26 protein-coding genes and 2 tRNA genes are annotated in these 25,981 nt (G+C 43.5%); 8 read left to right on the top strand and 20 right to left on the bottom strand.

Annotated features, from left to right (window positions below):
• Positions 1-72: 72 nt before the first annotated feature.
• The 3 genes from CW749_RS20945 to CW749_RS20935 all read right to left on the bottom strand — a co-directional run bounded on the left by CW749_RS20945 (position 73) and on the right by CW749_RS20935 (position 2,503).
• Positions 73-1,359 (bottom strand): DEAD/DEAH box helicase, encoded by a 1,287-nt coding sequence (locus tag CW749_RS20945; RefSeq protein WP_101114335.1) that lies wholly within the window; start codon positions 1,357-1,359, stop codon positions 73-75.
• Positions 1,360-1,588: 229 nt separating this feature from the next.
• On the bottom strand, positions 1,589-1,855 hold the full coding sequence (locus CW749_RS20940) for a hypothetical protein (protein WP_101114334.1): 267 nt from the start codon (positions 1,853-1,855) through the stop codon (positions 1,589-1,591).
• A gap of 165 nt (positions 1,856-2,020) precedes the next feature.
• Positions 2,021-2,503 carry a DUF2938 domain-containing protein gene (locus tag CW749_RS20935; RefSeq protein WP_180958462.1) on the bottom strand — a complete coding sequence of 161 codons (483 nt, stop codon included), beginning with the start codon at positions 2,501-2,503 and terminating at the stop codon, positions 2,021-2,023.
• Between the two features lie 91 nt (positions 2,504-2,594).
• Here CW749_RS20935 and CW749_RS20930 point away from each other — a divergent pair, with 91 nt between their 5' ends.
• Complete coding sequence (locus CW749_RS20930; RefSeq protein WP_101114332.1) at positions 2,595-2,978, top strand: helix-turn-helix domain-containing protein; 384 nt, start codon at positions 2,595-2,597, stop codon at positions 2,976-2,978.
• 393 nt (positions 2,979-3,371) lie between these two features.
• Here CW749_RS20930 and CW749_RS20925 read toward each other — a convergent pair whose 3' ends face one another.
• Positions 3,372-5,837, bottom strand: coding sequence for a M9 family metallopeptidase (locus tag CW749_RS20925; RefSeq protein WP_101114467.1), 2,466 nt, complete (start codon positions 5,835-5,837; stop codon positions 3,372-3,374).
• A gap of 352 nt (positions 5,838-6,189) precedes the next feature.
• Between CW749_RS20925 and CW749_RS20920 the strand changes: the two genes are divergently transcribed.
• Positions 6,190-6,438, top strand: a complete 249-nt coding sequence (locus CW749_RS20920) for a hypothetical protein (RefSeq protein WP_101114331.1) — start codon at positions 6,190-6,192, stop codon at positions 6,436-6,438.
• A gap of 149 nt (positions 6,439-6,587) precedes the next feature.
• Here CW749_RS20920 and CW749_RS20915 read toward each other — a convergent pair whose 3' ends face one another.
• Positions 6,588-7,499: a LysR family transcriptional regulator gene (locus CW749_RS20915; protein WP_101114330.1), complete on the bottom strand. Its 912-nt coding sequence runs from the start codon at positions 7,497-7,499 to the stop codon at positions 6,588-6,590.
• A 108-nt stretch (positions 7,500-7,607) separates the two neighbouring features.
• On the opposite strand from CW749_RS20915, the gene CW749_RS20910 reads away from it, so the two are divergent.
• Positions 7,608-9,683: an alkyl sulfatase dimerization domain-containing protein gene (locus CW749_RS20910; RefSeq protein ID WP_201797023.1), complete on the top strand. Its 2,076-nt coding sequence runs from the start codon at positions 7,608-7,610 to the stop codon at positions 9,681-9,683.
• 268 nt (positions 9,684-9,951) lie between these two features.
• Here the strand turns inward: CW749_RS20910 and CW749_RS20905 are convergent, their stop codons facing one another.
• From CW749_RS20905 to CW749_RS20865, 9 genes are all read right to left on the bottom strand, one after another.
• Positions 9,952-10,272 (bottom strand): hypothetical protein, encoded by a 321-nt coding sequence (locus CW749_RS20905; protein WP_101114329.1) that lies wholly within the window; start codon positions 10,270-10,272, stop codon positions 9,952-9,954.
• A 62-nt stretch (positions 10,273-10,334) separates the two neighbouring features.
• Entirely contained in the window at positions 10,335-10,919 is a 585-nt protein-coding gene (locus tag CW749_RS20900) for a hypothetical protein (protein WP_101114328.1), read from the bottom strand.
• 1 nt (position 10,920) lies between these two features.
• Positions 10,921-11,829 (bottom strand): hypothetical protein, encoded by a 909-nt coding sequence (locus tag CW749_RS20895; protein WP_101114327.1) that lies wholly within the window; start codon positions 11,827-11,829, stop codon positions 10,921-10,923.
• On the bottom strand, positions 11,822-14,605 hold the full coding sequence (locus CW749_RS20890) for a CHAT domain-containing protein (protein ID WP_237322510.1): 2,784 nt from the start codon (positions 14,603-14,605) through the stop codon (positions 11,822-11,824). Before CW749_RS20890 ends, CW749_RS20895 begins: the two co-directional genes overlap by 8 nt.
• Positions 14,606-14,856: 251 nt before the next feature.
• A complete protein-coding gene (locus CW749_RS20885; protein WP_101114325.1) occupies positions 14,857-15,063 on the bottom strand; it encodes a hypothetical protein in 207 nt (68 codons plus the stop codon).
• Between the two features lie 111 nt (positions 15,064-15,174).
• Positions 15,175-16,128 carry a nucleotidyl transferase AbiEii/AbiGii toxin family protein gene (locus CW749_RS20880; protein ID WP_101114324.1) on the bottom strand — a complete coding sequence of 318 codons (954 nt, stop codon included), beginning with the start codon at positions 16,126-16,128 and terminating at the stop codon, positions 15,175-15,177.
• A 1-nt stretch (position 16,129) separates the two neighbouring features.
• Positions 16,130-16,534 carry a DUF6088 family protein gene (locus CW749_RS20875; protein WP_101114323.1) on the bottom strand — a complete coding sequence of 135 codons (405 nt, stop codon included), beginning with the start codon at positions 16,532-16,534 and terminating at the stop codon, positions 16,130-16,132.
• Positions 16,535-16,912: 378 nt separating this feature from the next.
• The gene (locus CW749_RS20870) at positions 16,913-17,155 is read right to left on the bottom strand and encodes a hypothetical protein (RefSeq protein ID WP_101114322.1); all 243 of its coding nucleotides are present in this window, start codon (positions 17,153-17,155) and stop codon (positions 16,913-16,915) included.
• A gap of 39 nt (positions 17,156-17,194) precedes the next feature.
• On the bottom strand, positions 17,195-17,410 hold the full coding sequence (locus CW749_RS20865; protein WP_101114321.1) for a DUF3820 family protein: 216 nt from the start codon (positions 17,408-17,410) through the stop codon (positions 17,195-17,197).
• A gap of 149 nt (positions 17,411-17,559) precedes the next feature.
• On the opposite strand from CW749_RS20865, the gene CW749_RS20860 reads away from it, so the two are divergent.
• From CW749_RS20860 to CW749_RS20845, 4 genes are read left to right on the top strand one after another with little or no spacing between them, the layout of a single operon-like run.
• Positions 17,560-18,441: a Fe(3+) dicitrate ABC transporter substrate-binding protein gene (locus tag CW749_RS20860; protein WP_101114320.1), complete on the top strand. Its 882-nt coding sequence runs from the start codon at positions 17,560-17,562 to the stop codon at positions 18,439-18,441.
• The gene (locus CW749_RS20855) at positions 18,441-19,475 is read left to right on the top strand and encodes an iron ABC transporter permease (RefSeq protein WP_101114319.1); all 1,035 of its coding nucleotides are present in this window, start codon (positions 18,441-18,443) and stop codon (positions 19,473-19,475) included. Before CW749_RS20860 ends, CW749_RS20855 begins: the two co-directional genes overlap by 1 nt.
• On the top strand, positions 19,472-20,449 hold the full coding sequence (locus tag CW749_RS20850; protein WP_101114318.1) for an iron chelate uptake ABC transporter family permease subunit: 978 nt from the start codon (positions 19,472-19,474) through the stop codon (positions 20,447-20,449). The genes CW749_RS20855 and CW749_RS20850 overlap by 4 nt, the downstream gene beginning before the upstream one ends.
• 3 nt (positions 20,450-20,452) lie before the next feature.
• Positions 20,453-21,262, top strand: a complete 810-nt coding sequence (locus tag CW749_RS20845) for an ATP-binding cassette domain-containing protein (protein WP_101114317.1) — start codon at positions 20,453-20,455, stop codon at positions 21,260-21,262.
• Positions 21,263-21,323: 61 nt separating this feature from the next.
• On the opposite strand, the gene CW749_RS20840 is transcribed toward CW749_RS20845, so the two are convergent.
• The 4 genes from CW749_RS20840 to CW749_RS20825 form a co-directional block, all read right to left on the bottom strand.
• Positions 21,324-22,154 (bottom strand): tetratricopeptide repeat protein, encoded by an 831-nt coding sequence (locus CW749_RS20840; protein ID WP_101114465.1) that lies wholly within the window; start codon positions 22,152-22,154, stop codon positions 21,324-21,326.
• A gap of 204 nt (positions 22,155-22,358) precedes the next feature.
• Positions 22,359-22,432 (bottom strand) — tRNA-Cys (locus CW749_RS20835).
• Positions 22,433-22,594: 162 nt separating this feature from the next.
• Positions 22,595-22,681 (bottom strand) — tRNA-Leu (locus tag CW749_RS20830).
• Between the two features lie 298 nt (positions 22,682-22,979).
• Positions 22,980-23,339 (bottom strand): MerR family transcriptional regulator, encoded by a 360-nt coding sequence (locus CW749_RS20825; RefSeq protein WP_101114316.1) that lies wholly within the window; start codon positions 23,337-23,339, stop codon positions 22,980-22,982.
• An 80-nt stretch (positions 23,340-23,419) separates the two neighbouring features.
• On the opposite strand from CW749_RS20825, the gene CW749_RS20820 reads away from it, so the two are divergent.
• A complete protein-coding gene (locus CW749_RS20820; protein WP_101114315.1) occupies positions 23,420-24,235 on the top strand; it encodes an aminotransferase class IV family protein in 816 nt (271 codons plus the stop codon).
• Here the strand turns inward: CW749_RS20820 and cobA are convergent.
• Both cobA and CW749_RS20810 read right to left on the bottom strand, forming a co-directional pair.
• Positions 24,232-25,047 (bottom strand): uroporphyrinogen-III C-methyltransferase, encoded by an 816-nt coding sequence (gene cobA / locus CW749_RS20815; RefSeq protein ID WP_101114314.1) that lies wholly within the window; start codon positions 25,045-25,047, stop codon positions 24,232-24,234. The genes CW749_RS20820 and cobA overlap by 4 nt on opposite strands.
• 78 nt (positions 25,048-25,125) lie before the next feature.
• Positions 25,126-25,938, bottom strand: coding sequence for a formate/nitrite transporter family protein (locus tag CW749_RS20810; RefSeq protein ID WP_101114313.1), 813 nt, complete (start codon positions 25,936-25,938; stop codon positions 25,126-25,128).
• Positions 25,939-25,981: the final 43 nt, after the last annotated feature.

Below are 25,981 nucleotides of genomic sequence, written 5' to 3'. Positions count from 1 at the left end.
AGAATTCAACCAAAAAGAGCATCCAAATGGATGCTCTTTTTATGTTCTTACGTTATCTAGTCTAAATGGCGACTATTTACCGCGACGCGCTTTGATTCGGTTCATCATAGAGAGTCTGCGTTCAGCAGAAGCCTGATCTTTCGGTGCGTCTGGGTTATTGGTGCGACCACGACGTTTCTTAAACGCATCTTTACTGTTGAGTTTTTCAACATAAGCTTCACGGCGTTTTGGCTCATACCCAGGTTGCTCTACGCGGCGAATACGCTGCTTGATGAGGTTTTCTACCTGAACCAACGTCAACTCTTCTTCACGGCTAACAAAAGAAACCGCATGACCTTGTTTACCTGCACGACCCGTGCGGCCAATACGGTGAACGTAGTCTTCCGCAAGGAAAGGCATGTCGTAGTTGATTACGTGAGGCAGACTTTCAATGTCTAATCCACGAGCAGCAACGTCTGTTGCAACCATCACTCGCGCTTTGCCTTCTTTAAAATCATCCAATGCGCGTCGGCGAGCACTTTGTGCTTTATCACCATGGCAAAGTACCGCTTTTATGCCATCTAATTTAAGCTCTTTAACAATTTCGTTAGCCGTTTCTTTGTAGTTCACAAACACGAGAACTTGTTGCCAGTTTTTACGACCAATCAGCTCAGAAAGCAGTTCGGTTTTACGCTCTTGGTCTACCGGATAAACAACGTGTGCTACAGTCGCAGCAGTCGAGTTTTCATGGTCAACGCTGATGCGTTTAGGTTTGCGCAAAATGTCCGCAGAAAGCTGGTTAAGCTGGCTAGATGTTGTCGCAGAAAACATCATGATCTGAGGTGCTGTTTCGACTTCCATCATGATTTCACGTACCGCGTTGATGAAGCCCATATCAAGGATTCGGTCTGCTTCATCAAATACAAGAAATTCAAGGTTAGCTATCGAAACGTTGCCTTCTTGCATGTGTTCACTCAAGCGACCAGGTGTTGCAACAAGAATATCAACACCACTTTCCAATTGGCGAACCTGAGACGACATCTTATTGCCACCGTATACGGCTGCCACACTAAGAGAGGTGTATTTGGTGTAGGCTTTGATGTTGTCTGAAATTTGCGCAACCAATTCACGAGTCGGAGCCAAAATCAAAGCACGTGCGGTACGGCGCGAAGGCTGCTTGCCCGAATCCAATAAGTGTTGGATCACTGGTAACGAGAACGCCGCCGTTTTACCTGTACCCGTTTGCGCAGTGGCAAAAATATCGTGCCCTTTACGCGCCATAGGGATGGCTTTTTGCTGGATCGGCGTAAGTTTTTCGTAACCGATTTCGGTCAGTGCTTTCGCTACTTCAGGAGCGAAACCTTGAGAAGAAAATGACATTGAAGCAAGGTCCTTTATCAGACAACCTTTGATGGCTGAAACGCAAGCCTATACTTCGCTTGCCAGCCAAACTGGTACATGAATTTCAATTAGCGGCATAGTATACCCAAATAGCTTAAAGATGCTAGGTTCATCAAGCATTGCCTTCAAATAGAAGACATAAAAAAACCGATCAAATGATCGGTTATTTAGGGGTTGTAGCCCCTAATAAAAAGGGAGCGAAGATAACTCAATGAGTCGACGAGAGATAAGAACCGTTATCAATGCTGTTAAACCATACTAAATCGCGTAAGTCCGAAATATCTTGGCTAGAGCGTACCCGAACGCTTTTTCCAACCAGTTCTTGTGCCTTCGAATACACTCGCTCTGCACTTTCTTTATAACTGACGATACTCATTTTCAGTTGGCACCCTTCCTCATTAGATACCCAAACAAATTTTTCGTCTTTTGAGACGCTTTTAAGCACCCCAAAATCATTCCAACTGTTGTTACTCATAACCTCTCCTTTTTTCTTTTAGTTCTTTGTCAAACCTTCTTTTCTTAGTATTGCTAGCCTATGCAACACCGAAGACTGAACAATTAATATGCAACTAAAGTTTAAAAATGACAAGGCAAAGTTCTTATCTCTTATATCAAATGATGATAACCCCTATTATTTACCTTATAGCCATAAGGTTATTGAGATTCCACTCAAATACAATCCTACCCCGTAAGTAATATGTGCGAGCATACTCTTTGCCCTTACCACGCTTGGATTGGGCGTTTTTGCTGCTGCAATACCCAACCCAAAGGCAGGTTGCAGAACAAGAAATGGGGCGAGAACACTGATTACACCCACAGATAGTGCGACAACTAAGCTTGGTGATCTTAGCCAATCTGGAAAGGCAAGGATCAAAGCAGCGGCAAACACAATGCCTATAAGGTAATGCGCCCCCCACCCTATGACGATCTCTCCGTGCGCATTAGGTGATTTGAATATGGGTTTGTGAAAGTATTTCCCTTTCCTTAGTGCCAATAGCCATCGACCGACTAAGGCATAATCCAGCGATGTCACGCCGAAAAACCGATTTTGTACCCACGCGCAGATATCCATGAATAATGTGGCACCGATGCCCAAGACAACTGCACTTACTGCTGTTTCCACCACGACCTCTCCTTATCTTATTTTCAACGCCTTGAATTTGGCGGGTTTTCGATGTTTAAATGTTACTACTTGAAGTTAACTTGAGGTCAAGATGAAAACACTCGATATCGGCGTCGTGGCAAAGCGAAGCGGTTTGAATTCTTCGGCGCTCCGTTATTACGAAAGCATTGGTCTGATTCATTCCATTGGGCGAAATGGCTTAAGGCGGCAATATTCCGAAGATGTTTTGCAAAAATTGGCTTTGATTCATTTGGGAAGAAAGGCGGGGTTATCGCTCGAACAGATAAAAGCAATGTTTAATCAAAACGGTAACTTGAATATCAATCGTGACGCTTTGCTTGAAAAAGTGTCTGAAATAGAACAGTCCATCCGACAACTGATATGCGTTAAAGAGAGCCTTTTACATGTCGCTAACTGCCCGGCAGACGATCACCTAAGCTGCCCTTCCTTTCAAAAAATGCTCAATGAGCTGTAAGCCCTTTGGCATCGAATAGCTTTTGGTATCGACTCGCTTTGGCATCAATGAGTATTCAGTAGGTATATACCCAAGTGACTTCAAGATGCAGGATTCAGAGCTTCATATTCTGTTTCAGTTCAAGGAAAATAACGCAGTGGAATGACCAGTCCTTTCCAAGTTCTTTGACGATGAAATGGAACAGAATATGAGCTCCCAAGGGCGAGTTTAACTGGCTTTTATACTGCGTTACCGATTCTTGATTTAGAACCACTAGATCTTCAAATCGGTGTCTTGCCTAAAAGCCAGTTAATTCTCGCTGAACCAAGCATCTTGAGGTTACTTGGGTATAAAACACAAACAAATAAAGCCGAACACAGAGGTTCGGCTTTAAGTTTGTTTACCAAGCATTAGTTAGTGAAAGTGCACCAACATCTCAACCTCATCCCCTTTTTGCGGTGCGTTCAGCGAGAAGTGCAAATAGCCCGCTTCCGTTACTGGGATTTGCAGATATTCATTGCTGCCCGAATAATTAGATACGTATTCGTGCTGCTCTGCTGTTGGCCAGTACGCTTGGCTCGCGTACAGGTCCACGTTGCCATTATTTGCACTGGTGGAATCGTTAGTATCACCAGTATTGGTGTTCTTATCTGTTAGCCACACGCGCACTTCTTGAACACCCTGCGGGACATAAACCGCAGCATAGCGTTGTTGGATTACTGTAAAGGCCTGCGCTTGACCCGATTCCAATACCACTGGCGCTAAATCATCTTGCTCCGGTTTTAGTGGTGTTGGCGCTTTGGTTTCCAATGAAGCCGTGAGCGTCACCGCATCAAATGCAGTTCGACCCGCGATGCTCATGTAGTAGCGACCTGGTTTGATGTAACCCGATGGCTCTGGTTCAAACGTTACGATCTCATTGTTGCCCGTGTCATATTGGCTGAACTCAAAATCGTAGTAATGAGCGACTTTCTCAAAGCTCATGTACAGATCCGCATCGCCTTGGCTGCCACCTTGGATCTCAACTTCAAAGTGAGTGGCGTTTTCTGGCACATCAACGTAGAACAACTGCTCGCTGTAAGCCTCACCGCTTAACACCACGCTTTGGTTTATCGCTAACGGTGTTACTTGATCCGAAGGCTCTGTTGGTTCACCCGGATTTGGGGCTGGGTTTGGATCAGGCTGTTCTGGTTCGCTAGAGATAGAATCTAACCAACGGTCAAACTCACCATTGTATTGCTCACCAAATAGTTGAACCTGTTTTGCCCATTCGGCAAATTGACCAGAACGAGAAAGCGCCAGTAGACGGTCGGCCTCTTGCGGGTGCTCTTCCAACATAAAACGTACCGCTAAGTAGCTCCAACGATACACGCGATTCGTATCATGGGAATAAGTTGTCGCAACCACATCCGCTAGGCTCATCTTTCCATCAGCAATCACACCAATCGCCGCGTCGTAGCCTTGTTTATAATGCATGTACTCAGCAAAGCCCTCTAGCCACCACACAATGTAACCATGAGCCAAGTTATCGCTGAATGAGCCATATTGGTTAAAGCGTGCATCGAGATAGTGAACGTATTCATGCTCTAGATTAAGAACTGATAGCTCGTCCCCATTTGCGAAACGGTAAGCGACAAAACGCGCCACGTTGCCTGCCTTTGCCGGATCCCCTTCAAGATACTGACCGCCGTTATCCGTCGAGTTACCAAACAAGAAAGACGAGTAATCCTCGTAGCTTCCATTATTCGCAAACACCGCGACTTCGACTCGCTCGTTGTTGTCGTCTGCCACTGGCTGATTGCCCGTGTTCGCCACTTGATGGAAGTCTGCCTCCGTTGCCGCTAAAACCTCACACGCTTCAACCGCTTGGGTTTGCGTTAAATCTTGAGAGCGAATGATTGCCGGACCATCACACTCATAACGGTTAGGCAGCACGCGAGCCGCCAAATCACGTTTCGCTTGGTCTAAATCCAGGCCGTTCAAATGCTCTGGCGCGAAGTAGTTCATCATCTCAACCGCCGCCAACCAAAGCTTGTCGTGTTCGCTACCAAGTGGGTTCTGTTCCATCACTTGCTGCATCACACGCAATGCCTTTTCTTTGGTTTTTTGGTTTGGGCTAGCTAATAAACGACCAGTTTCGCGCACTGCGTTGTAAACCAAGAAGCTCGCGTCCGTATCCAGTGCCCACGCGTTATCACGAGCAAACACCGCCAGCGTGTCGATGTGTTGCGTATTGCTCGCCATATAGTTGTAGAAGTCATCTCGCGCAGCGTGACCGGCCATTGCACGAAAGAGATTGTTAAGCCCATCCACCCATTGTGTATCTTTCGCCATTTCACGATTGAACTGACGCAGTGCCGTAAGTTGTGCGCTCATCGTCAAAGGAAGCTGTTTTATGTTATCGACCATCAAAGTCAGGCTTTTCATTGCCCCCACTTGTTCACGACCTTGTTCTAAAGCGTGTGGGTTAGCTAAAAACGCATTAATCGACTGAGCAAAACGTTGGCCTAATGCCTGTGAAAAGTCCGGCTGCTGGGCGTTATAGCGAACGTAATAAGCCGCGCGTACAAATTCACCAAGGTTTTCTAGTTTGCGTGCTTGCTCTGCCTCACCTTTGTAAGTAGCAATGGCTTGGTTTAACGCGATTTGAATACGGCTTAGGCTCGCTTCACTGTATATGTCGCTCAGGGAATCAGCAGGTGCAGAGAACCAAGCACTATAGCAATTGTGATTTGCGTCAGAGACGGCTAAAGCAAGATCAGGTGCCTGTTGGAGATCAGGAATATCACACTGCTCTTGAGCAAAGGAAAAACTGGAAACACTGGCAAGCATACAAGCTAGCGCCAAGCGATGACGTGGGAATAAACGGGGATGGGACATAGCTACACTCATTAATTAGTTATATGTTTGAGGGCGCTGTTATATTCCTTGTTCTCAATAAGATTAACTCAGTTGCATATAATTTATGAACCCAGTTCAGAAAATAGAATATATGCTCTAATTTTAAAATTGTTCACTAAATTTGTTGAACACCTCTCTCCGAAAACTACACGAAAAGTTTAATTATTATAAAAATCAACAAATTAGAAACAAAAAACTGAAATGCGCCTGTCTTTTTGGTTAGCAGCGTTTACCAACGAGATTCCATTCACTCAGATTTGTCGGTACAGTACGCCCATAAATAGGGTGCCTCGACAGCACGCCATAGAAATAAGAAGTACAGGAAAAGAAAATGAATAACGATCTCCCGATAATTGAAACCTTAGATGAACTAGAACTGTTTTTAACCGCAGTTGAAAGTGGCGGTTTGGGGCTAGAAGGTGTTACGGGTATTGCGATGGCAACGAGTAACTCTGATGGTCGCCCTTTCGTTGCAGTATTAGGTGAGAAACATCAACTTCTGCTTGGTCGCTGGGTATCCCAAGATGTCTACGAAAATGGCAAAGATCGTGTGCGAAACGGCCCGAGCAAAAAACACTAATCCCGCTGCTCTATAAACGGAACTCAGAAAAAGCTCAGAACATCATGTGATGGTCTGAGCTTTTTTGTATTAGCAGTTTGTGTGTGAGATCTGTTCTATGGATTTGAGCCCTGATATCTGCACCAGAGCCCTTATATTTGAATCAGAGCTTAAGCACCCTTCAAGTATTGAGTGATCTTTTCTCTTAACCACACATGGGATGGGTTTGTTTGCGTACGGTTGTGCCAAATCATGTGCTGCTCTATCGGGGTTACTTTGAATGGCTGCTCTATGATCTGCAAACCAAACAGCTCGGCGTATTGTGTCGCAACGGTGCGAGACGCACTGCCAATAGAATCACTATTCGACACCAACGCCATCATTGTGATCAGAGAATCACACTCTGCACTGATGTTGCGCTTCTCTAAAGGCTCGCTGGTAAAATAGTCCACCGCGTATAAGTTACCCCTTCGGAGCCTCAAGGTTATGTGTTTCTCGGCGTAAAATTGCTCCATCGTTATTGAGCCTTGTACTCTTGGATGAGAATGGCGTGCCACTAAAACAAGTTCATCCGTCTTAATCGGTGTTGATTTAAACCCAGAGTCATGAGGCCTAAAAACATCAATAGCCAAATCGGCTTTTTGCAGGCTCAGCGCTTGCAACATCATCTCTTCATTGCTGGAAACCATATTGAATATGATCGAGACATTGGCGAGATCTTTATCTGACTCGACAAGGGGCTGAAGTGCCAGCAGCGCCATCTCATTTACCAACACGTTAAATTGCCTTGGTTGATCGAGCGTAAACTGCTTAATACTTCCTATCGCTCTTGAAACGTTTTGCAGCGCCGGTTCAAGTTGGTCAGCCAACTGCACAGCGGCATGAGTAGGAGAAATACCGCGACCTTCCCGAACAAACAACTTCGTGCCAATCTGATCTTGTAGCCTTTTTAGCGAACCACTCACGCCCGGCTGAGTCATGTCTAAAGACTCGCTTGCCAATGTAATCGAGTTAAGTCGGTACACCTCTAAAAATACGCCTAACAGGTTTAAATCAAGCTGTTCAGATAAATACTTTGCCATTACATAACCAATTGTGATGTTTTAAATAAACTTTACTTTATTTTTAGTTATGTTTCACGTCGATACACTGATTTCGAAATCTAAGAAATAGTCTTTTAAGAGGTCAGTATGAAAGCGCAAACAACAAATAAAATCGTTAGCAAAAAAGCCACACTAACCCTCGCCATCATGTTCGCCATGCCCGTTATGGCATCAAACCATGACCACGATCATGTTCACGGCGATCTGCAAGTGCAAGGCAAAAACGCAACAGCTCATACCATTCAAGCTAATAACGACTTCTCGAAAACACTCAACTGGGACGACAGAGATGCCTTCGAGCGCAATACTAAAGGGCTCATCGTCCCTTTAGATCAACACAGCGCAAACATCATGAGGAACAATTTTGACTTTATTTCTCAAGATGAGATATCCGACTCCGTTAACCCATCCTTATACAGACAGGCGCAAGTCAACAACACCGCGGCAGGGCTTTATGAGGTTACAGACGGGATCTACCAAGTTAGGGGCACCGACCTTTCAAACATTACCTTCATACGCGGCAAGACCGGTTGGATTGTTTATGATGTGCTGCTAACAAAACAAGCAGCAGAAATTTCAACAAAATTCTTCCTAGAGAATGTTCCTACGGGCGGCGACCTACCCATTACTGCGATGATTTATTCTCACAGCCATGCCGACCACTTTGGCGGTTCCCGTGCTATTCAGGAGATGTTCCCTAACGTAAAAGTGTACGCCCCCGTGAACATGACCAAAGAAGTGGTTGATGAAAACGTGCTGGCTGGCAATGCGATGTCGAGACGTGCTTCTTACCAATATGGCGCAACATTGGGCACACACGAACACGGCATTGTCGATGCTGGGCTAGGCAAGTCCACGTCCACCAGCTCTCCGGAATACGGCAAAGGGGAAATCACCTACGTCAAACCGGACTACAACTTCAACCAAGATGGGAAATTTGAAACCTATAGCATCGATGGCGTAGAAATGATTTTCATTGATACGGCTGGCACAGAAGCGCCTTCTGGAATGGCAACCTACATCCCTTCTAAAAAGGCGTTGTGGTCTGGTGAAATGATGTATCACGGCATGCACAACATCTACACATTACGCGGAGCCAAGGTTCGAGATGCATTGAAATGGTCGAAAGACATCAACGAAATGATCAATGCATGGGGTGAAGACATTCAAGTGCTGTTCGGCTCTCACTCCTCCCCTGTTTGGGGGCAAGATGACGTCCTCGATTTCATGAAATTACAGCGCGATAACTACGGCTTTGTTCATAACCAAACCCTAAGGCTGGCGAACAATGGCGTCGTTTTACAAGACATCGGAGACGCGATTTTAGAAGAGCTGCCAGAATCGATTCGCAAGTCTTGGCACACCAACGGCTACCACGGCTCGTACAGCCATAACGCCAAAGCCGTCTACAACATGTATTTGGGTTACTTTGACATGAACCCAGCCAACTTAAACCCACTTCCGCTGCAAAAAGAATCGCTCAAATATGTTGAATACATGGGAGGCTCAGACGTCATTGTAAAGAAAGCCCACCGCGATTTTGAAAAAGGCGAATATCGCTTTGTCGCCACAGTGTTAGATAAAGTCGTTCACGCGGAACCAGACAACAATGAAGCGCGAAAACTCTTGGCCGACACCTATGAACAATTGGGCTATCAATCGGAAACCATGGGCTGGAGAAATACCTACTTAACGGGCGCACAAGAACTTCGAGTCGGCACCTTACCTGGCACACCGAAAACGGCATCACCGGACGTATTATCTGAAATGACGGTAGAGAACCTGTTGGACTACATCGCTGTGCGAGTGGATTCTAAGAAAGCGCAATTTACGCCATTCTCGATGAACGTGGTTGTGCCCGACACTGGCGAGATCTATTTTGTAGAGATGTCGAATGGCAACCTAAGCAACGGTAAGGTATACAGCGAAAAAGAAGCCGATGCTACGCTTTACCTAAACAAAGCCGACATTACTCAAATGCTGCTGGGTAATACCGACTTAACGGCACTTTTAAAGCTCAAACAAGCAGGCATTAAAGGGAAAACAGAGGTTCTGACTAAACTACAGGACACGCTTGTAGACTTTGATACCAGCTTTGAAATTGTCCCTCGCCCAGCGAAAGGCAAAGAAGTAGATGCCAACCTTTACCAACACAAACATTAAACACCAGTAAACAGGCTGAGCGTGTAACGAAAAATGGGACTTTAAAGTCCCATTTTTTATGGCGAGCTGAAGCTAATCCAATTTGCCTTTTGACCAGCTCTTTTTATTAAATCAATATTTTACCTTTTTGAGTGTAATCGAACGTAATCAGTAGGTATTATTTATTCTCGCCCATAACTAAATCCATAGTCCTATCTATGCAACAACCACAAAGCTATAAAACTTACTTTTTCAAGCTTCGTACTCTCATAACCAATTAATAACACTATTAAAAATGCTTAAAATGTTGCTCATAGCCTTGTCGTCGACAAAGCTTGAAAGTAAGTCGTTTGTTCTCTTTAGATAGGATTAAGCGAAAGCTACGCCCAATTCTGAATCGAATCAGGGATGGATTAGATTTAATGTTTTTACCGCCTAGCACAGTAAATGGCGTACCTTGAGCAATTGAGTTCACTACGCTCAATGTTTTTTGACGAGTTGAGTTTGGCAGATCGCGCCAGATTTTTTTGTCAACAAGACAGATGCAGTAAGGGTTTGAGCTGGTTAGCTCAGGACTGCGTGGTTGGTATTTGAATACGATATTTTGCATTTAGACGTACCTTTTTTGTGTTGGTACGTCTATACGCATAGAAAAACAATTTTTTTCGCTTTTTATTTCAACAAAGGCAACAAAACAATATAACCTACTGATTTTCCTGGATTTAAACTTGCAGTTAGATCATCATTTATCACATCACCATCTATAAATGTGAGCATTACAGCTCCTTCATCAGGTGAAAACTCCCACTTATCATCAGAAGTTATCCAGCCTTCTAAGTCATCGTATCTATAGTGTATTTGAACCTGTGATTCTGTGTTGAACGACACTGTTTGCTCACCTTGAATCTCAATTAACTGCCGATCTCCCCACTCGACGGTGATCAAAAGTGGTTCCTTTACCTCGTCCTTCTCATTTAATGATAAAGCTAGATCACCTAATAGATCATCATCACGAATCAGAGATACTATTGGAGAATTTATAGACTGTTTAACAAAGCACTTTGCTTGCTGATAATAGCGCACAAAATGTGGCCACTTGGCAGCAAAATAGCAAAACTGATCAAGATGCTCTCTACGCGTAACAGCTTCACTCCAAACTCGTTCACGCTCTGGATCTTTAACCAGTTCTTTCCAGTCATCAGTAGTGCTGTTTCGACCTTGAACCATCTCATCCAATGAAAGTTTATCTAACGCCATATCAAGCCTCCTCCTTTATTGGGGACTTCAATGCTGAAAGCTGATTCTTTAGTTTTTCATAATGAACAAATTCATCATTAATCTCATACTGAGCTAGTAAGCTTTTTTTAGCAGCAGACTTAAGTAATTTTTGACATAAAACGGGGGGAGCATCACTGTTAACTCGATGAAAGTAATCAATAATTTTTGCAACTGATTTACGGACTTCAAACTTTTCTAGGTGTGATTCAGTTCCATCCGCTACATACTGGGGTTCATTCTTACCTCGTGTTAAGTACTTTCTTTTATACTTATCAAAATCGGAGACTTTTGAGTCAACATTAAGATAAAGGCAAAGATACCTGAACGATGCATCAGCTTTGTACTTTGACCATTTTGCTGGTGATCCCTTTAGCTCTTGAGCAACATTTGGGTCAACATTGATAAAGCCGATCAGCTCATCTAATAATTTTTTGTTCGCTAGGAACCAGTAACCAACAATGTCTGGCGCGACAGAATGACTGAACAAAGTTAAGCATCTCGAGAGCTTTTCAATATCGTGCTCAATATCATTGCCTGTCAAACCATCATGACCTAAAAGATTGGAATCTAACGATATCTGTTGAATGCTTTTAACACTGATACCTGTTTTGTATTTACACCAGAAATCGATTTGATTGAAAAGCCCCAAATTACAAGGAATACTTCTTTTGAGCAGCTCTTTCTTATCAAGCCTCTCAGAGACAAACATATCTAGAATTTTATCTTTCGCTTTATCTTGACAACCAAAAACACTTGATAGCTTTGGCCCATAAAACTCTTCTAGAGCATTAGATAAAATCACCTCAATTGTTATTCTGTGCTCCTCAAGATACTGTTTTCGACCTTCTACGCTCCAATCGTTAATTTGCGACAATTCTGTATCACGCATACTTAATAAATCCAGACTTTAGTTGTTGTTGTGCTAAATGATTTTTTAGGAGATTCATTTCATTAGCTGTCAGCTCTACTTGTTCTTTACAAACGACTCTGTTGATTTGGTCTGCAATACCACAAAATCTTAAGCCAGCCCAAGAAGAGGGATGCAAGAATAGTTTTTCAGCTTGTCTTAACTTGTATTCGTTCTGCGTTGTGTTAGTTTTCATCGGTCCTAACATCGCATCCATTTTTTCATGACAACCTAAGGTAACGAAATATGCCGAAAACCCTAGCTCTCTCATTTTGTAAAGTTCGGTTTTAGCACCTTGTTTAACCCACCATCGTTGAGCAGCAAGCAGGGCTTTCGATGGTGACGTACCATTATTCACAAGTTGGTCATAGTGAGATTTGATATGTGCTGTAACAATATCAGGTAAAGCCCACAATGAACCGATTGAGCTAACAGCGCCCCACTCTATCATTCGCATATCGAAACCAAATGCTTCATTAACAGGGATAGAGAAGACACTCAAAGGTATATTACTACCGCTTTGGCAAGCCCAAAACTCAACGCGCTCCATTCCAGCAACTTGGTTAACCAGTTCTACGTCATTCATGTCAAAGTGTTTCGTTTTCAGATAAGGCCGATTAGGAGGTTCATGTGCGCAATGACCATAATAGGATATGACTTCACTGGTACGAACCACTTCAACAAAGTCATCTTTTTGAACATCAGTCATAAGACCTGAAGCGTGCTTGTTCGCTACATTGTGAAAACGTGTTCCACCTCCATTGATGCATCTAGTACCACTGCGCTCGCTAAAGTGCGTTACATGGTTACAAAGATATAAAACTGTTGGAAGCCAATTAATCTCATCAACCAATGTATAAAGTTCTTCACCCTCAATTCCAGTAGCTGCCCACGGTATCTGTGATGCAAAAAAAGAGGTTAACAATCCCAGGCGTTTACAGTCATCGGGTAATATTTCACGCCAGTTTATGAAATCTAGAACCCAAGTTTTAAGGCCATCAGCGTTTCCTTTTACATATGCACCAATATCATTAACTAAGTTTCTTGGTAAGCTAACACTATGACCTGTTACCACTAGTTTTCCAGCATTCATCATAGCGACCAAAATGAGTACGTCGTCATAATTCGACTCAATGTCAATTCTGACCAAAGTCAAATTAGGATTCCTGCATAAGGCTTCTTCAAAGTGCTCAATTTGAACTGAATAGTCACTGTTTCTCCGCTTCAAAAATGCAGGGTCTAGCTCGTCAATTAAACTTTCAATCTTAAGAAAGTCAGTTAAACAGTCATTTGATTTTTGTCGTAGAAATGCAATCGAATCTTTGTCGTCTATCGCACTCTTAAGCACCGCAGGATACAGTGAAGGCTCGTAGAAGTTGGTAGATTCCCTCACTTCTTCCATGATTGAATCTTTCTGTGATCTTTCAAAAACCTCAGTTAGTGCAGCCTCAACATCCTCTTCACTTAAATACTCTAACATCAGCGCAAGTTCGTTCAGATTAAAATAAGTAGCCCCCATCTGAAGTAAATTACTACGTAAAGGCAAACAAACTTTTTTTTCTGGGACTTGCCAATGTTTGTTTGCGCTTTCACAAAAACGTAGAGCACTACAATTTTCAAGTAACCTGAATGTAGCTGTTAAATCTTTCTGTTCCACTAGTATACGAGCAAGTCCTGAACATGTTCTTTGAACTAGAGATGCTAATACATCGGCTTCTGCATCACTCTTGCAAGTTCGCCGAATTTCCATCAATTCATATTGCTTTTTGAATAGCTGTTTTAAGTTTTCAGGTGACGGTTTGGCTTTTGCAGTTCGCAACAAGTAATCAATTTGTTGCTCAGGGCTAGCTATATCGACCTCAGGGTTAATTGTCATAATTTTAATAGGGTCAACTCCGAACCGAGGTGCTATATCTAAAATGGTTTCACATAGTTCTTTGTATTTTGGGGAGTCTGAGAAATGCATCAACCTCGCAAAACTTAGTCCTAGACCTTGTGCTGGAGCCATAGCATTCATAAAAGCTGGCAATTTGTAGTTCAAGTAGCCTAAGTACAATTCAACTGATTTCGCTTGTGACTCACATGCTTTCTGATTAAGTCCTTGATCAAAAAGTACACTAGCTAGATTGAAGTAAATAATTGAAAGTTGACCATCTTTAATCGCCTGAGGAACTTGACTACTCCCCATTAAATCGATTGCTTGAACATGCAATGATTTGGCTTTTTCTAAGCAATCAACATCTTTATCTGGCCAAAGATAATCATGCGCAGCCCTACGATATGTTGCTGCTAATTGCGAGAGACTAGAAGCGTATTTCTCAGGGATACGTCGCCTTTCAGGAGTATCTATCGCACGGTTAAAATACTGAATAGCCTTGTTTAAGTTATGGTAGGTGCCACCTGGTAATTCAATGTGATATGAAAAGTGCAAGACCCCTAAGTCATGGCAAGTTGAAGCTCTCGCTAGTGGCTCCTTAAGAGCGATCTTCAATGCTTTGGACAATAACTTTTCTGCTTTCGCGATAGATTTTGCATCTTTTGTCTTTATGAGTTGCTTTGCAGTTTCAGTGAGATCGAACCATTTACGTGTTATACGGCTACGAAGCTGTAAGTATTGCTTAGTACTGTATTCGATAGCATATGTAGCTTGCAAATTAAAATATGTCATTGAAATTTCGATATTAATATTTTTTAAAAAGTTACTGCTCTCAGCTAAGAGAATTCTCTCAAAGTTACATGCTTGGCCACTGTAACCCACTCATCATATTAACTAAATTGAATAATATCAAAACAACTAATGTTCTGTATGTAACCTTCCAGTATGAGTTTGAACGCACTATATCGGCATTAGTTATGCTTGTTCAAATGGAAAGCCCAGAAGTGTTATGAATAATAACCCTAAATACGAATGGGGCAAAAAAGAGCCAATCTAACGGTCTCACTCTTTTGAATAGGAACAGATTTCTGTTGAGAGAGATTCAGGGTACGGTAGCAGGTTACTGCCACTTATTACTTAGGGTGCTGACCCGTCTTCTTTGCAAACTTTTGCATCACTTCGGCAAATGTTGTTGTTCCACCTTTGGCTTTAACCTGTATTACCTTGTATCTCATTTTTTCTAGCGCTTGGCGCTCTGCCAAAACGGCTTTGTCGCCTTGCTGGCCGCCTTGGGCTGGCTGATGAATGTAACACCCTTCTAATTGACCACCTTTGACCAGTTGGTGGTGTCAAAGCAGACCAGAGCGATCTATTGATTTAATTTTGGTTCAGAGGGGCTTGGTTGCTTGATAATAAATAGCGGTGAATGACACGAATTATTCTGAAATAGATTAAATTGTTTTAATTAACAACTCTGCAATTCGCTTAAAAGACGCAAAACAAGTATCAAAATCATGAGGCTCGGTGCTAAACACCATTGGCGTAACAAAGTCTTGGAAGCGTTGGCGGAAGGCTGGGTTTTCTTCAATTTCTTGCAATCCGAGTTGGAGCTCTTGTTTTGGGTTGGCGACAAACTCTGCATGTTGACTGCCAAAGCGCTCAATATCTTCTTCTAACACTGTTTTAAATAACGGTGTTAGTGCCTCAAGGTCTAGGCTTTCTGCCTGCTCTTCTGTCTTTAAAATGCAGTAAACATCATAGATATGGCGTACTAGTGTGGCATCATCCTTACGCTGTGCATCGCGCTTCACCGACATGGTACGTCGCAACATTGAAATCACTTTTTCGACTAATGTAGCGTGGATAGAAATGCAATCGAAAGCGCTCACTTCTTGTGGTTGTTTATACAGCTCTGCAACCAGTGATTGAATGTTGCGAGGTTCTACATCGAGTAACGGGATTGTTTCCATCAACTCCAGTTTAATGATGGGACGAAGGCATGGTGACTGGCTAAATTGCTGTGGGTATCTGAATTCGAATTCAATATAACGATATTCATCATTTACAGTACGCTCTTCAATCGTAAATAGGTTTGATTGAGTGATGACCTGTTCGATCTCGTTAATGCATATTTTACGAACCGCTTTCTTTTTAGCGCGGCTTAGCTCATTAAACGCTGGTTTGGGGATTAATTTAATGTCTACATCTTCTGACATTCTAAGAATTTTAACGTTTGATTTTGCAAGGGCTGTACCGCCAGAAAAGACCATTTGATGAGAGTTTATCTTCACCTTAGCTAGCTCAGACAATAGCGCAACAACCCAATAGTCTTTTTCAATGATGGCTGGGTTTCCGAGCGCAAGCGCATCGGAAACTTCAAGGAATTGTTGTTTTAGTTTTTCCATATTAACTTGGCGAATTTAACACTCGGTTACCGACAACCAATTTGCGATTAAACTGTTTGGGATTCCATGAGTATTGAACGGATGATGGAATTTGGGTGCTTTCACCGGACAGGCTTTGCAAGGATAGGCTGTCTATTTCAAAATCGACGCCTTTCATCTTTAATATCTCACGCATCAGAGCATCGCTTCCACCGGGGTTAGTGGGCATAGGCTTACCTGTTAAGCTGTTAATCCTTGCCTTGGTGTAGAGACCATAGCCAAGCTTTATTAACTCACCTTGTTTGACCAACTGCCTTAACGCTCGACCAATTTGGTCGTAGCTGGCAAAACCATCAAAGTCTTTGCGCTCAAAAACATAGCGTCTGGAACGCTTTATCTTTTGATAAACACGATCAACTGCTGTCATTTGAACCCCCTAACTTTCGTACGTTTTCGAAGTATAACGCAAGGTTGTAACTTTAGGAATAAATACGGCATATCGAAAAGTGGAAATACGTCATATCAACTAACATTAATTATAATAATATATTGTATTTAAAGGAATATAATAAAACAGAATGATCACGACCTAGTTCTACTTTTCAAGCTGACCTTACTATACCCCCCTCCTTTCAAGATGTTCAGCGCATCCTCTATTTCAACGCCAAAATAGCGAATGCTATTATCCAGCTCTGTGATGTTTCCTTCGATTTCGAGCCTAGTGCAAATTCACCAAATACCCCAAGATTGGAGGGCTTTCCTTTTGAGAGAGTTTAAGAAGAATGTCGCAGTTCAAAACCGCTTATTACTTAGCCTGATGCCCCGTCTTTTTCGCAAGCTTTTGCATCGCTTCGGCAAAGGTTGTTGATCCGCCTTTGGCTTTAACCTGTATTACCTTGTATCCCATTTTTTCTAGCGCTTGGCGCTCTGCCAAAACGGCTTTGTCGTCTTGCTGGCTGCCTTGGGCTGGCTGGTGAATGTAACACCCTTCTAGTTGGCCATCTTCGACCAGTTGGTGGTGTCTCAGTGTATCGATATCAAAATTCATAGTAAGTCTATTATTCTTAGTGAGGTGTGCTGTAGTGGGTTACATTCGCTTTAAAGGCTTAACCACGCTATCAAGCCCTTCAATTTTCAGTGCTAGGCAAAGCTTCAAAAGCTCACCTAATTCGCCTTGTGGCCACCCTTTCTTATCAAACCAGAGTAGGTATTCTTCTGGCAAATCGATTAGTACCCTGCCTGCGTATTTTCCAAATGGCATTTGCATTCGAGCGAGTTTGATTAAATTTTCTTTTTCCAACATATACCCAAATCACCCAAAAAATTATTTCGCAGCAGAATACCAAATCTTTTGAACAAAAGCTGATTCTATCTCAACCTTAGTTATGATAATGATTATCATTTGTGATATAAGGGATGCAATTAAATAATAATCATATTAAGGATTTAAATATGTTTAAAAAATGGTTAATGCCCTCCCTTTTGCTCCTCACCTTTCAGGCATTTGCATCCATTGAAGTTAAAGACGAACTGAGCACGCTAAAACTTGAAAAAGCGCCTGTTCGAGTTGTGGCTCTTGAATTCAGCTTTGTTGATGCGTTAGCTAACCTTGGTGTTTCCCCTGTTGGTGTTGCCGACGATGGCGACGTAAACCGAGTTATAGAGCCAATACGCAATAAAATCTCAGATTGGACGTCGGTAGGCTCTCGCTCTCAACCGAGCTTAGAAGTTATCTCGTCGCTAAAGCCCGATTTAATTATCGCCGATATCGAACGCCATGAAACGATCTATGAAGATCTTAGACGTATTGCGCCAACGCTAATTCTTAAAAGCCGTGGCGAAACCTACGAAGATAACCTCGCTGCGGGTGTAAAAATCGCCGCTGCATTTAATCGCGAAGAAGAAATGAAGTCGCTGGTTGCTGCGCACAGTAAGCGTATGGATGAGGTTGCCAATCGCGTGAACAAAAAAGCGACGGTTATGTTTGCTGTCTCTACATCGAAGGGCGTTTGGATGCACGGCCCTAAAGCTTACGCTGGCGGTGTCGTTTCTCGTTTAGGTCTTAGCTCTCCTATTACAGAAGATGGTGGCAAAGCCTACATCGGCACGACATTAGAAAACCTAGTTAAGCTGAACCCAGACTATTTCCTTGTGGGTGAGTACGGCTCAGAAACCACCGTCGATAAATACAAGCAAAACCCACTTTGGCCATTAATGACATCGGTTAAGAACGATCAATACGTAGAGACAGATGCAAGATTGTGGTCTCTAAACCGTGGAATGATTGCTGCGGAAATTATGGCTTCAGAAATTGAGCACTTGCTAAGACAGTAATGGAAACAACACTTTCAATTACAAAACGTCAGCCCTACCGCTTTCCAGCGATGATCTTAGGGCTCACGTTTTTTCTTATTTGGGGTATGGGCTGGTCGCTGATTAACGCGGCCAGTTTTCCAATGAACTGGGCTGATGTTGCCGATTTCCTACTGGGTAGAGAAGGCAATGTTATCCACCAACATATTATTTATTCCATCCGTTTACCTCGCACTTTAGCCGCAACCTTTGTGGGCGTTGGGCTTGGTGTCGCGGGTTTGTTAATGCAGTCGATCACGCGAAACCCACTCGCCTCCCCTTCTATCTTAGGGGTAAGTGCCGGTGCCGCATTTGCGTTTGCCTTCGCATCTACAGGTTTACTGCCGTGGCTTGAATCCGTCCCTGTTCTGGTTGTTACGTTTGCAGGTGCTGCATTTGCTGGTACGTTGGTGTTCTTCCTTGCTGGGCTTCATACTGCTAGACCACACCCACTTCGTATTATTCTTGCCGGTATCGCACTGAACTTTTTGTTTATCTCTCTTACGCGTGCTGCCGTTATCTTTGCCGACGAAAATGCCTATGGTGTGCTGCATTGGCTAACGGGTTCTGTCGCGAATACGGATTGGGACGACGCGTTGTTAGTGATACCCAGCGTAACCATTGGCTTTTTGGTTTCGGTCTATCTGGCGTTTCAGCTCAACCTGCTCAAACTGGGAGAAGAATTGATGCGCTCGGTTGGCGGTAATCTGTTCCGTGTTCGAACGATAAGCAGCATTGTTGTTGTATTGCTTATTGCATCTAGCGTCAGTGTCGCAGGGCCAATCGCCTTTGTTGGTTTGATTGCTCCGCATCTTGCTCGCTTTTTGGTGGGCTCAGATATTCGATCTCAACTGCCTGTAACGGCGCTTCTGGGTGCAAATCTCGTTATGTATTCTGATATTGCCAGTCGATACCTTTCGCAAGGGCAAGAAACGCCCGTCGGCATTATTACCACAATGATTGGTGCGCTGTTCTTCCTTGGTTTCGTTCGTTTGAAAATGGGAGAGATCCGATGATTCGTTGGTATCACTGGACTGCGTTGCTCGGTTTTATTTGGGTAGGATTCGCGACATGGCACGTTAGCGCAGGCGCGGTTGTTATTCCATGGGATCAAATATTCTCGACATTATTTGGGCAGTCCACCGAGCATGAGTTTGTGTTGTACGGATACAGAATGCCGAGAATGTTAGTGGCAAGTTTAGTTGGAGGAGCGTTAGCGCTCTCTGGTTTGCTGGTTCAAGGCGTCGTGAGAAACCCATTAGCCTCGCCCGATATTCTTGGCGTAACGTCTGGTGCCAGTTTCGCGGTTGTTGTTGCCAATATATTTTTTAACGACATGCCCATCCATTGGTTGCCTGTTGTCGCGCTCACGGGCGGAGCCGTGTCTACGCTTATTTTGTTGTTACTCGCGAAAGGCTTGCTAGATAGACCCGCCTCTTTTGCCTTGGTCGGCATTGCGCTTGCTGCTGTTTTTTCTGCTGGTATCGATTTCCTTTTGGTGAGTTTCCCATTGGAAATCAATACCTCAATGGTTTGGCTAACTGGCTCTGTATGGGGACGAAATTGGACTCACGTGCCGACATTGGTTCTTTGGTTACTCTGTTTAGTGCCTTTTGCGGTTTACCTCGCTTATAAACTGGATCTACTCAGCCTAGGCGACGACACGGCCCACAGTTTGGGTGTAGCGGTGCCATTCACTCGGTTATTTGCTTTGGTGGTCTCCATTGCGCTGGCGTGTGTGGCCGTTTCTATTTGTGGCAACATTGGCTTTATCGGTTTGGTTGCACCACACGCGGCACGAATGATGGTTAGAGGAAGCCACCTTGTACTCATTCCGGCAACCATTCTTATTGGGGCGGTTTTACTACTCAGCGCCGACCTGTTTGCTCGAATATTAATGCCACCTATCGAGCTTCCCGCTGGTGTGCTCACTGCCTTCATTGGCGCCCCCTACTTCATCTATTTACTCAGCCGTTACAAACATTGGTAATTTATGAATCAATCTACTGCGTTCCGCGTAAACAACCTGGAATTAAAATACCAACAAAACATCATTATCGAGTCACTCAGCACCTCTATTCAAAAAGGAAAAATGACGGCGCTGATTGGCCCAAATGGCTGTGGTAAATCGACCTTTTTAAAATCACTTGTTCGGTTACTTAAGCCTTCTAAAGGGGATGTTTTTCTTTATGGCGACAAACCAGTTCAAGGTTTTAAGGATAAAGAATACGCCGCTCAGGTTTCTCTCCTACCCCAAACTCCAATTATTCCTGAAGGCATTACAGTAAAAGAGTTAGTGGGATATGGCCGCGCTCCTTATCTCAACGCCATGGGGAGGCTTTCAGTCGCAGACAAGCAAGCGGTAGATGAGGCAATGGAAACCACAGGCGTAACCGAATTGGCAACGAGAAGGGTTGATGAACTTTCAGGAGGTCAACGACAGCGAGTTTGGATTGCCATGGTATTGGCACAAAATACGGATATCATTTTGCTTGATGAACCGACGACGTATCTGGACTTGTCACACCAATACGAGCTACTCGACTTAATGGAAAGGCTTGTAAAACAAGGAAAAACCGTTGTTGTGGTACTTCACGATCTTAGCCAAGCGTGCCGTTATGCCGATGAACTCATCATTCTAAAAGCGGGCGATTTGTACGCCCAAGGCTCGCCTAACACCGTGTTTACTGAAAGTATGCTTAGCGAGGTATTCAACCTAAACGCGCGTATTATTCAAGATCCAGAAACACAAACGCCAATGGCGATTCCAAGAGCAACTAAGCCGATAGAAGAGCCAGCCTAACCTTACAAGCTCCCTATACCCAAGCATCTTTAGGTGACTTGGGCATAGGTGACGGACAGAATTACGAGATAAGATCGTCGAAACGTGGGTTGCCGCGTAAGGGTTCGAAATCTTTTTCTTCATAGATATGATCCCGAACTGATGGGCTGGATTGAATGGCTTTTTCCAAGTCTTCTATCGCTTGCTCTTCTGCACCTAAACGAGAATACGCACAGGCTCGTTGATACAGTGCTGGACCATTTAATTCGTCCAAATCCAAAACGCGATTACATAAGCTTAATGCCCAGTGGTATTCACGAATTTCCATTGCAGCATCGGCTTTGTATGTCATGGCTTCTAAATCGCCGGGGCGAATACGCAATATTTCATCATAAACCTCCATTCTTTGCTCTGGCGTCGGCATGCTTTGTGCCCTTAGCCACAAGTTGTGGATCTCGTTTATCACTTCTATATCTTTGTTATTCTGACTAATAATGCGCGTCTTGCGTTTTAAGTCTCTTTCAAGTTCAAGGAATTTCTTCTCATACTCCAGCGCGATATCGTCCAAGCGCTTATCGGCCATTTCTTGGGTGTTGTTTTTAAACTCCCTAAGCGATTGCCAACCCACAAGCGCAATAAGCGAAGCAACACCCGCAATGATGTAGAAGAAATACGTTACGGTGACATTTGCGTAATTCAACGACTTGTCGGCTACTTGCAACTCTCTTTCGGTAAACTGAACAGTGAGTCTTTTTTCTAGCGATTGCTGTTCTGATCTTAGCGCTTTCAATTCATCCAAAATATAGCGCTCCATTAATGGCCTATCTAACAGATCGGATTCGGAGTACTTCTGGGGAGTTTCTGCACTGGCAAAACCTGACAACATAACAGTGAGCAGGAGCAAAAAACGCATTTGCATGGCTGGCCTATTGATAAAATAAATATGTATTTTATTAACTCTAGCAATACCAGTAACTGATTCAAAGAATGGAAATAACGTGTGTGTTTAATGATGTGAGCTAACGCTACAAAATAACGCTTAATCAATAGGGTCTGAGTTTTTTAACGATGGGAGGTTCTTTAGGGGAAAACTACAAAGTAAGAGAAAACAAGAAAATGGAGGCGCCTCCCGGAGTCGAACCGAGGTCCACGGATTTGCAATCCGCTGCATAGCCACTCTGCCAAGGCGCCATTTTCTAATTTGAAGAACGTGTTCTGAATGAACAGTTCAACAGGGTAAAACGAAATATTGATGGTGCCCCGGCTGGAATTGATGGTCCGACATTTCGGCCGGTCAGTTCGAGCGCTGAGATTATGAATCTCAATAACAGTTCACTAAAAATATCATATTGATGGTGCCCCGGGCCGGACTTGAACCGGCACAGCGCGAACGCCGAGGGATTTTAAATCCCTTGTGTCTACCAATTCCACCACCAGGGCAACGCAATATTCTTGCGATGCTGTTTACTGAAGAAGTAAGACACCATCATAGAAACGATTTAACTGTTTCTATTTTTCAGCACCTTAAGCGCTGAAGACGAGGTGTACTTTATCGTAATTCTGTTTTCAGTCAACGGTAAATTTGAAATTCCTGTTTGTTCGGTCAGATTCTATCCAAGTCGTATACAGAAAAACCGAAAAGACCAGTTACAAGGTTGTTGTAACTGGCCGATGTTTAATAATAGCAACCACTAAACTTCGTAGAAATCATGTAAACCACATTAAAAATGTAACTCAATTAAATGGGGCTATTTTCAATTTGATGCAGGAAACTCTTCAATATTTTCTGGCTTTCAGCCAACTCCGCTGCTTTCTTATCCGAAATTCGAATTTGTTCTCGCAACAATAACCTCAGTTCGTCACAAGGTTCAAAAACGGGTTCATCACCACGGATACAAGGCAAAAATTGCAGAATGGTATTCAAATTCATACCAGCACTGCTTAAAAGTTTGATCCTTGCAATTGTGCGGATTTCTTTCAAATCAAAGTCACGATACCCAGCATGAGTTCGATTAGGTTTAAGCAATCCATGTTCTTCGTAATAACGCAGCATTCGGATACTTACTCCTGTTTGCTTGGATAATTCACCAATCTTCACATTTCCTCCTTGACCCTCACACTACTGTGAGGGTTTATGCTAATCGCTCTAAAACATTAGTTCAATTAGGACCTTACATCATGACAAAACACATAATCGCTGAACAAACTCTAATGAACGAGCAATCAGTACCAAGTTCTGAAATAACAAGGTTGGCATTTTCTGGCTTTGCACATTTTACGGCACTTCAAGTCCGCAACAGAATGGTTAAAGCATTGGACTTGCATTTGAATCGATTGCATAAGGCTTCAATCGAACTTTTTGGAAAAACAGTACCAGATAGGCTTATACGCTCTTACGTTCGAACTGCGATAGAGAATGGACCTGCGGATCAATCACTCACCATCACGGTGTATTCAGTGGAAGGAGAATTTACAACAGACAGTATGGATGTTCTACCTAAGGTGCTCATTCGCACGGGTTCACCTTCGAACGGTCCCAGCGGTCCACTTCGATTGGCAACGGTGAATTATGAAAGACCGCTCGCTGAAATTAAACATGTGGGAGAAATAGCAAAAACGTATTATTTACACCAAGCTACACGGCGCGGATTTGATGATGCCATTTTTATAAACAAGTATGGTCATTTGAGTGAAGGGACGATTTGGAATCTCGTTTTTTGGGATGGTGAAACCGTTATTTGGCCACAAGCCGACATGTTAAAAGGGACGATGATGCAGATGATTCAAAGGCAACTCGAACTGCTTAAAATTCCACAACGTAGCGAAACAATAACGCTTGAACGCTTACAGCAGCTCGATGGTGCCGCAGTGATGAACTCTTGGACTTCAGGTATCGCTGTTTCTATGATTGAAACCAAAAGGTTCAGTCAATCAGAATCACTCATTTCACTTCTACAAAAAGCGTATAGTGCTGAGCCCAGTGAAAATTGTTAACACCACTTCAGTTTGTGGTGAAGCTGGGTGACTTCCCCGACAACGATCAACGATGGGCTTTCTGCTTGCTTTGCTACGCTAGGGAGTTCTTTTAATGAACATACCCACACTTTTTGATCTCTCGTGGTGCCTTTTTGGATGATAGCGCACGACGTATCTTCTGAAAGCCCATGAGTGATCAGATTGTTCGCGATATTGCCGCTTTGCTTTAAGCCCATATAAAACACCAACGTATTGTTGGATTGGGTAAGTGAATCCCACTGAATTTCTTGGCCGTCCTTTTGAATGTGACCCGTAATAAACTGAACGCTCTGAGCGTAGTCTCGATGAGTGAGTGGTATACCCGCGTAACTGGTTGCGCCAGCAGCAGCGGTAATACCCGGAACCACTTCAAAAGAAACGTCATTTTCTGCCAGTGTTTCAAGCTCTTCTCCACCGCGACCAAAAATGAACGAGTCGCCGCCTTTTAAGCGAACCACGCGTTTTCCTTCATTCGCTTTATCCACTAGGATTTGGTTGATTTGATCCTGAGGCACACAGTGGTAATCCAGCTTTTTACCTACGTAAATCATTTCTGCATTTTCATTTGCTAACGCTAATATCTCCTTTGATACCAAGCGGTCATACACCACCACTTCCGCTTGCTGAATAACACGATACCCTTTCATTGTGAGTAAATCTGGATCGCCGGGACCTGCACCAACCAACGAAACAAATCCGTTTTCTGCAGAAACACGTTTTTTATCAGACAACTCAGCTGTTTTTTCAGCGATAACCGTTTTTTCAGCAATAGCAATTGGAGAAGAAGACATAGGCAGCTCTATTGATGACATCAGAAAAAGAAAAAAGAGAAAAGAAAATGAGCCCCTCGTAAGGAGCTCAATGATGGTTTATTTAGCGTTGCGAGCTGGAAGTGTTTTCGCGTGAGTCACGTAAAGGCTCATACCCGTGATAAGAAGACCACCGACTAAGTTCCCCAAGGTCACTGGAATTTGGTTCCATACTAACCAATCCGTAATGGTGAACTCTGCACCAAGCATCATGCCAAGTGGGAATAGGTACATATTTACTACAGCGTGTTCGAATACTAGGCCAAAGAAAATGAAAATTGGGAACCACATTGCCAGAACTTTACCGCTCACGGATTTAGAAACCATCGCCCCAACAACGCCTAGCGATACCATCCAGTTACACAGAATGCCTTTAACAAAAACGGTGATCCAGCCATCCATACCATGTTCTGCAAAGCCAAGAGTACGAGAGGTCGATGCTTTGATAAACGCTTGCCCCACTGCTCCAGGATCCATGCTGAAGTTCATTGTGAAGGTAAGTGCAACAAGGAAAGCAACAGACAAAGCGCCAATTAGGTTACCTAAGCCGACAAGCAACCAGTTACGCAGTATACCCGCTTTGGTTACGCCTGGGCGTTTCTCGAATAATGCCAACGGTGCCAAAGCAAATACGCCCGTCAGCAAATCAAAACCCATTAAGTTTAAGATACAAAAACCGACGGGGAACACCAACGCGCCAACAATTGGAATACCCGTTTGTACTGCAGCGGTAATCGCTACGGCAACGGCAATTGCCAATACAGCGCCAGCCATGATCCCGCGAATAAGCGTATCACGCGTAGACATGAACACTTTGCTTTCGCCAGCATCAATCATAGTTTGAACGAATTCAGCAGGTTTTACGTAAGACATAATCGACCTTATTCCCTAAGAAAGTTAAAAATTAAAATTGAAT

Origin of the sequence: Vibrio sp. vnigr-6D03 (genome assembly GCF_002835515.1) — a bacterium.
Lineage (GTDB): Bacteria > Pseudomonadota > Gammaproteobacteria > Enterobacterales > Vibrionaceae > Vibrio > Vibrio penaeicida.
This window is presented reverse-complemented; position numbering and strand designations above follow the sequence as displayed.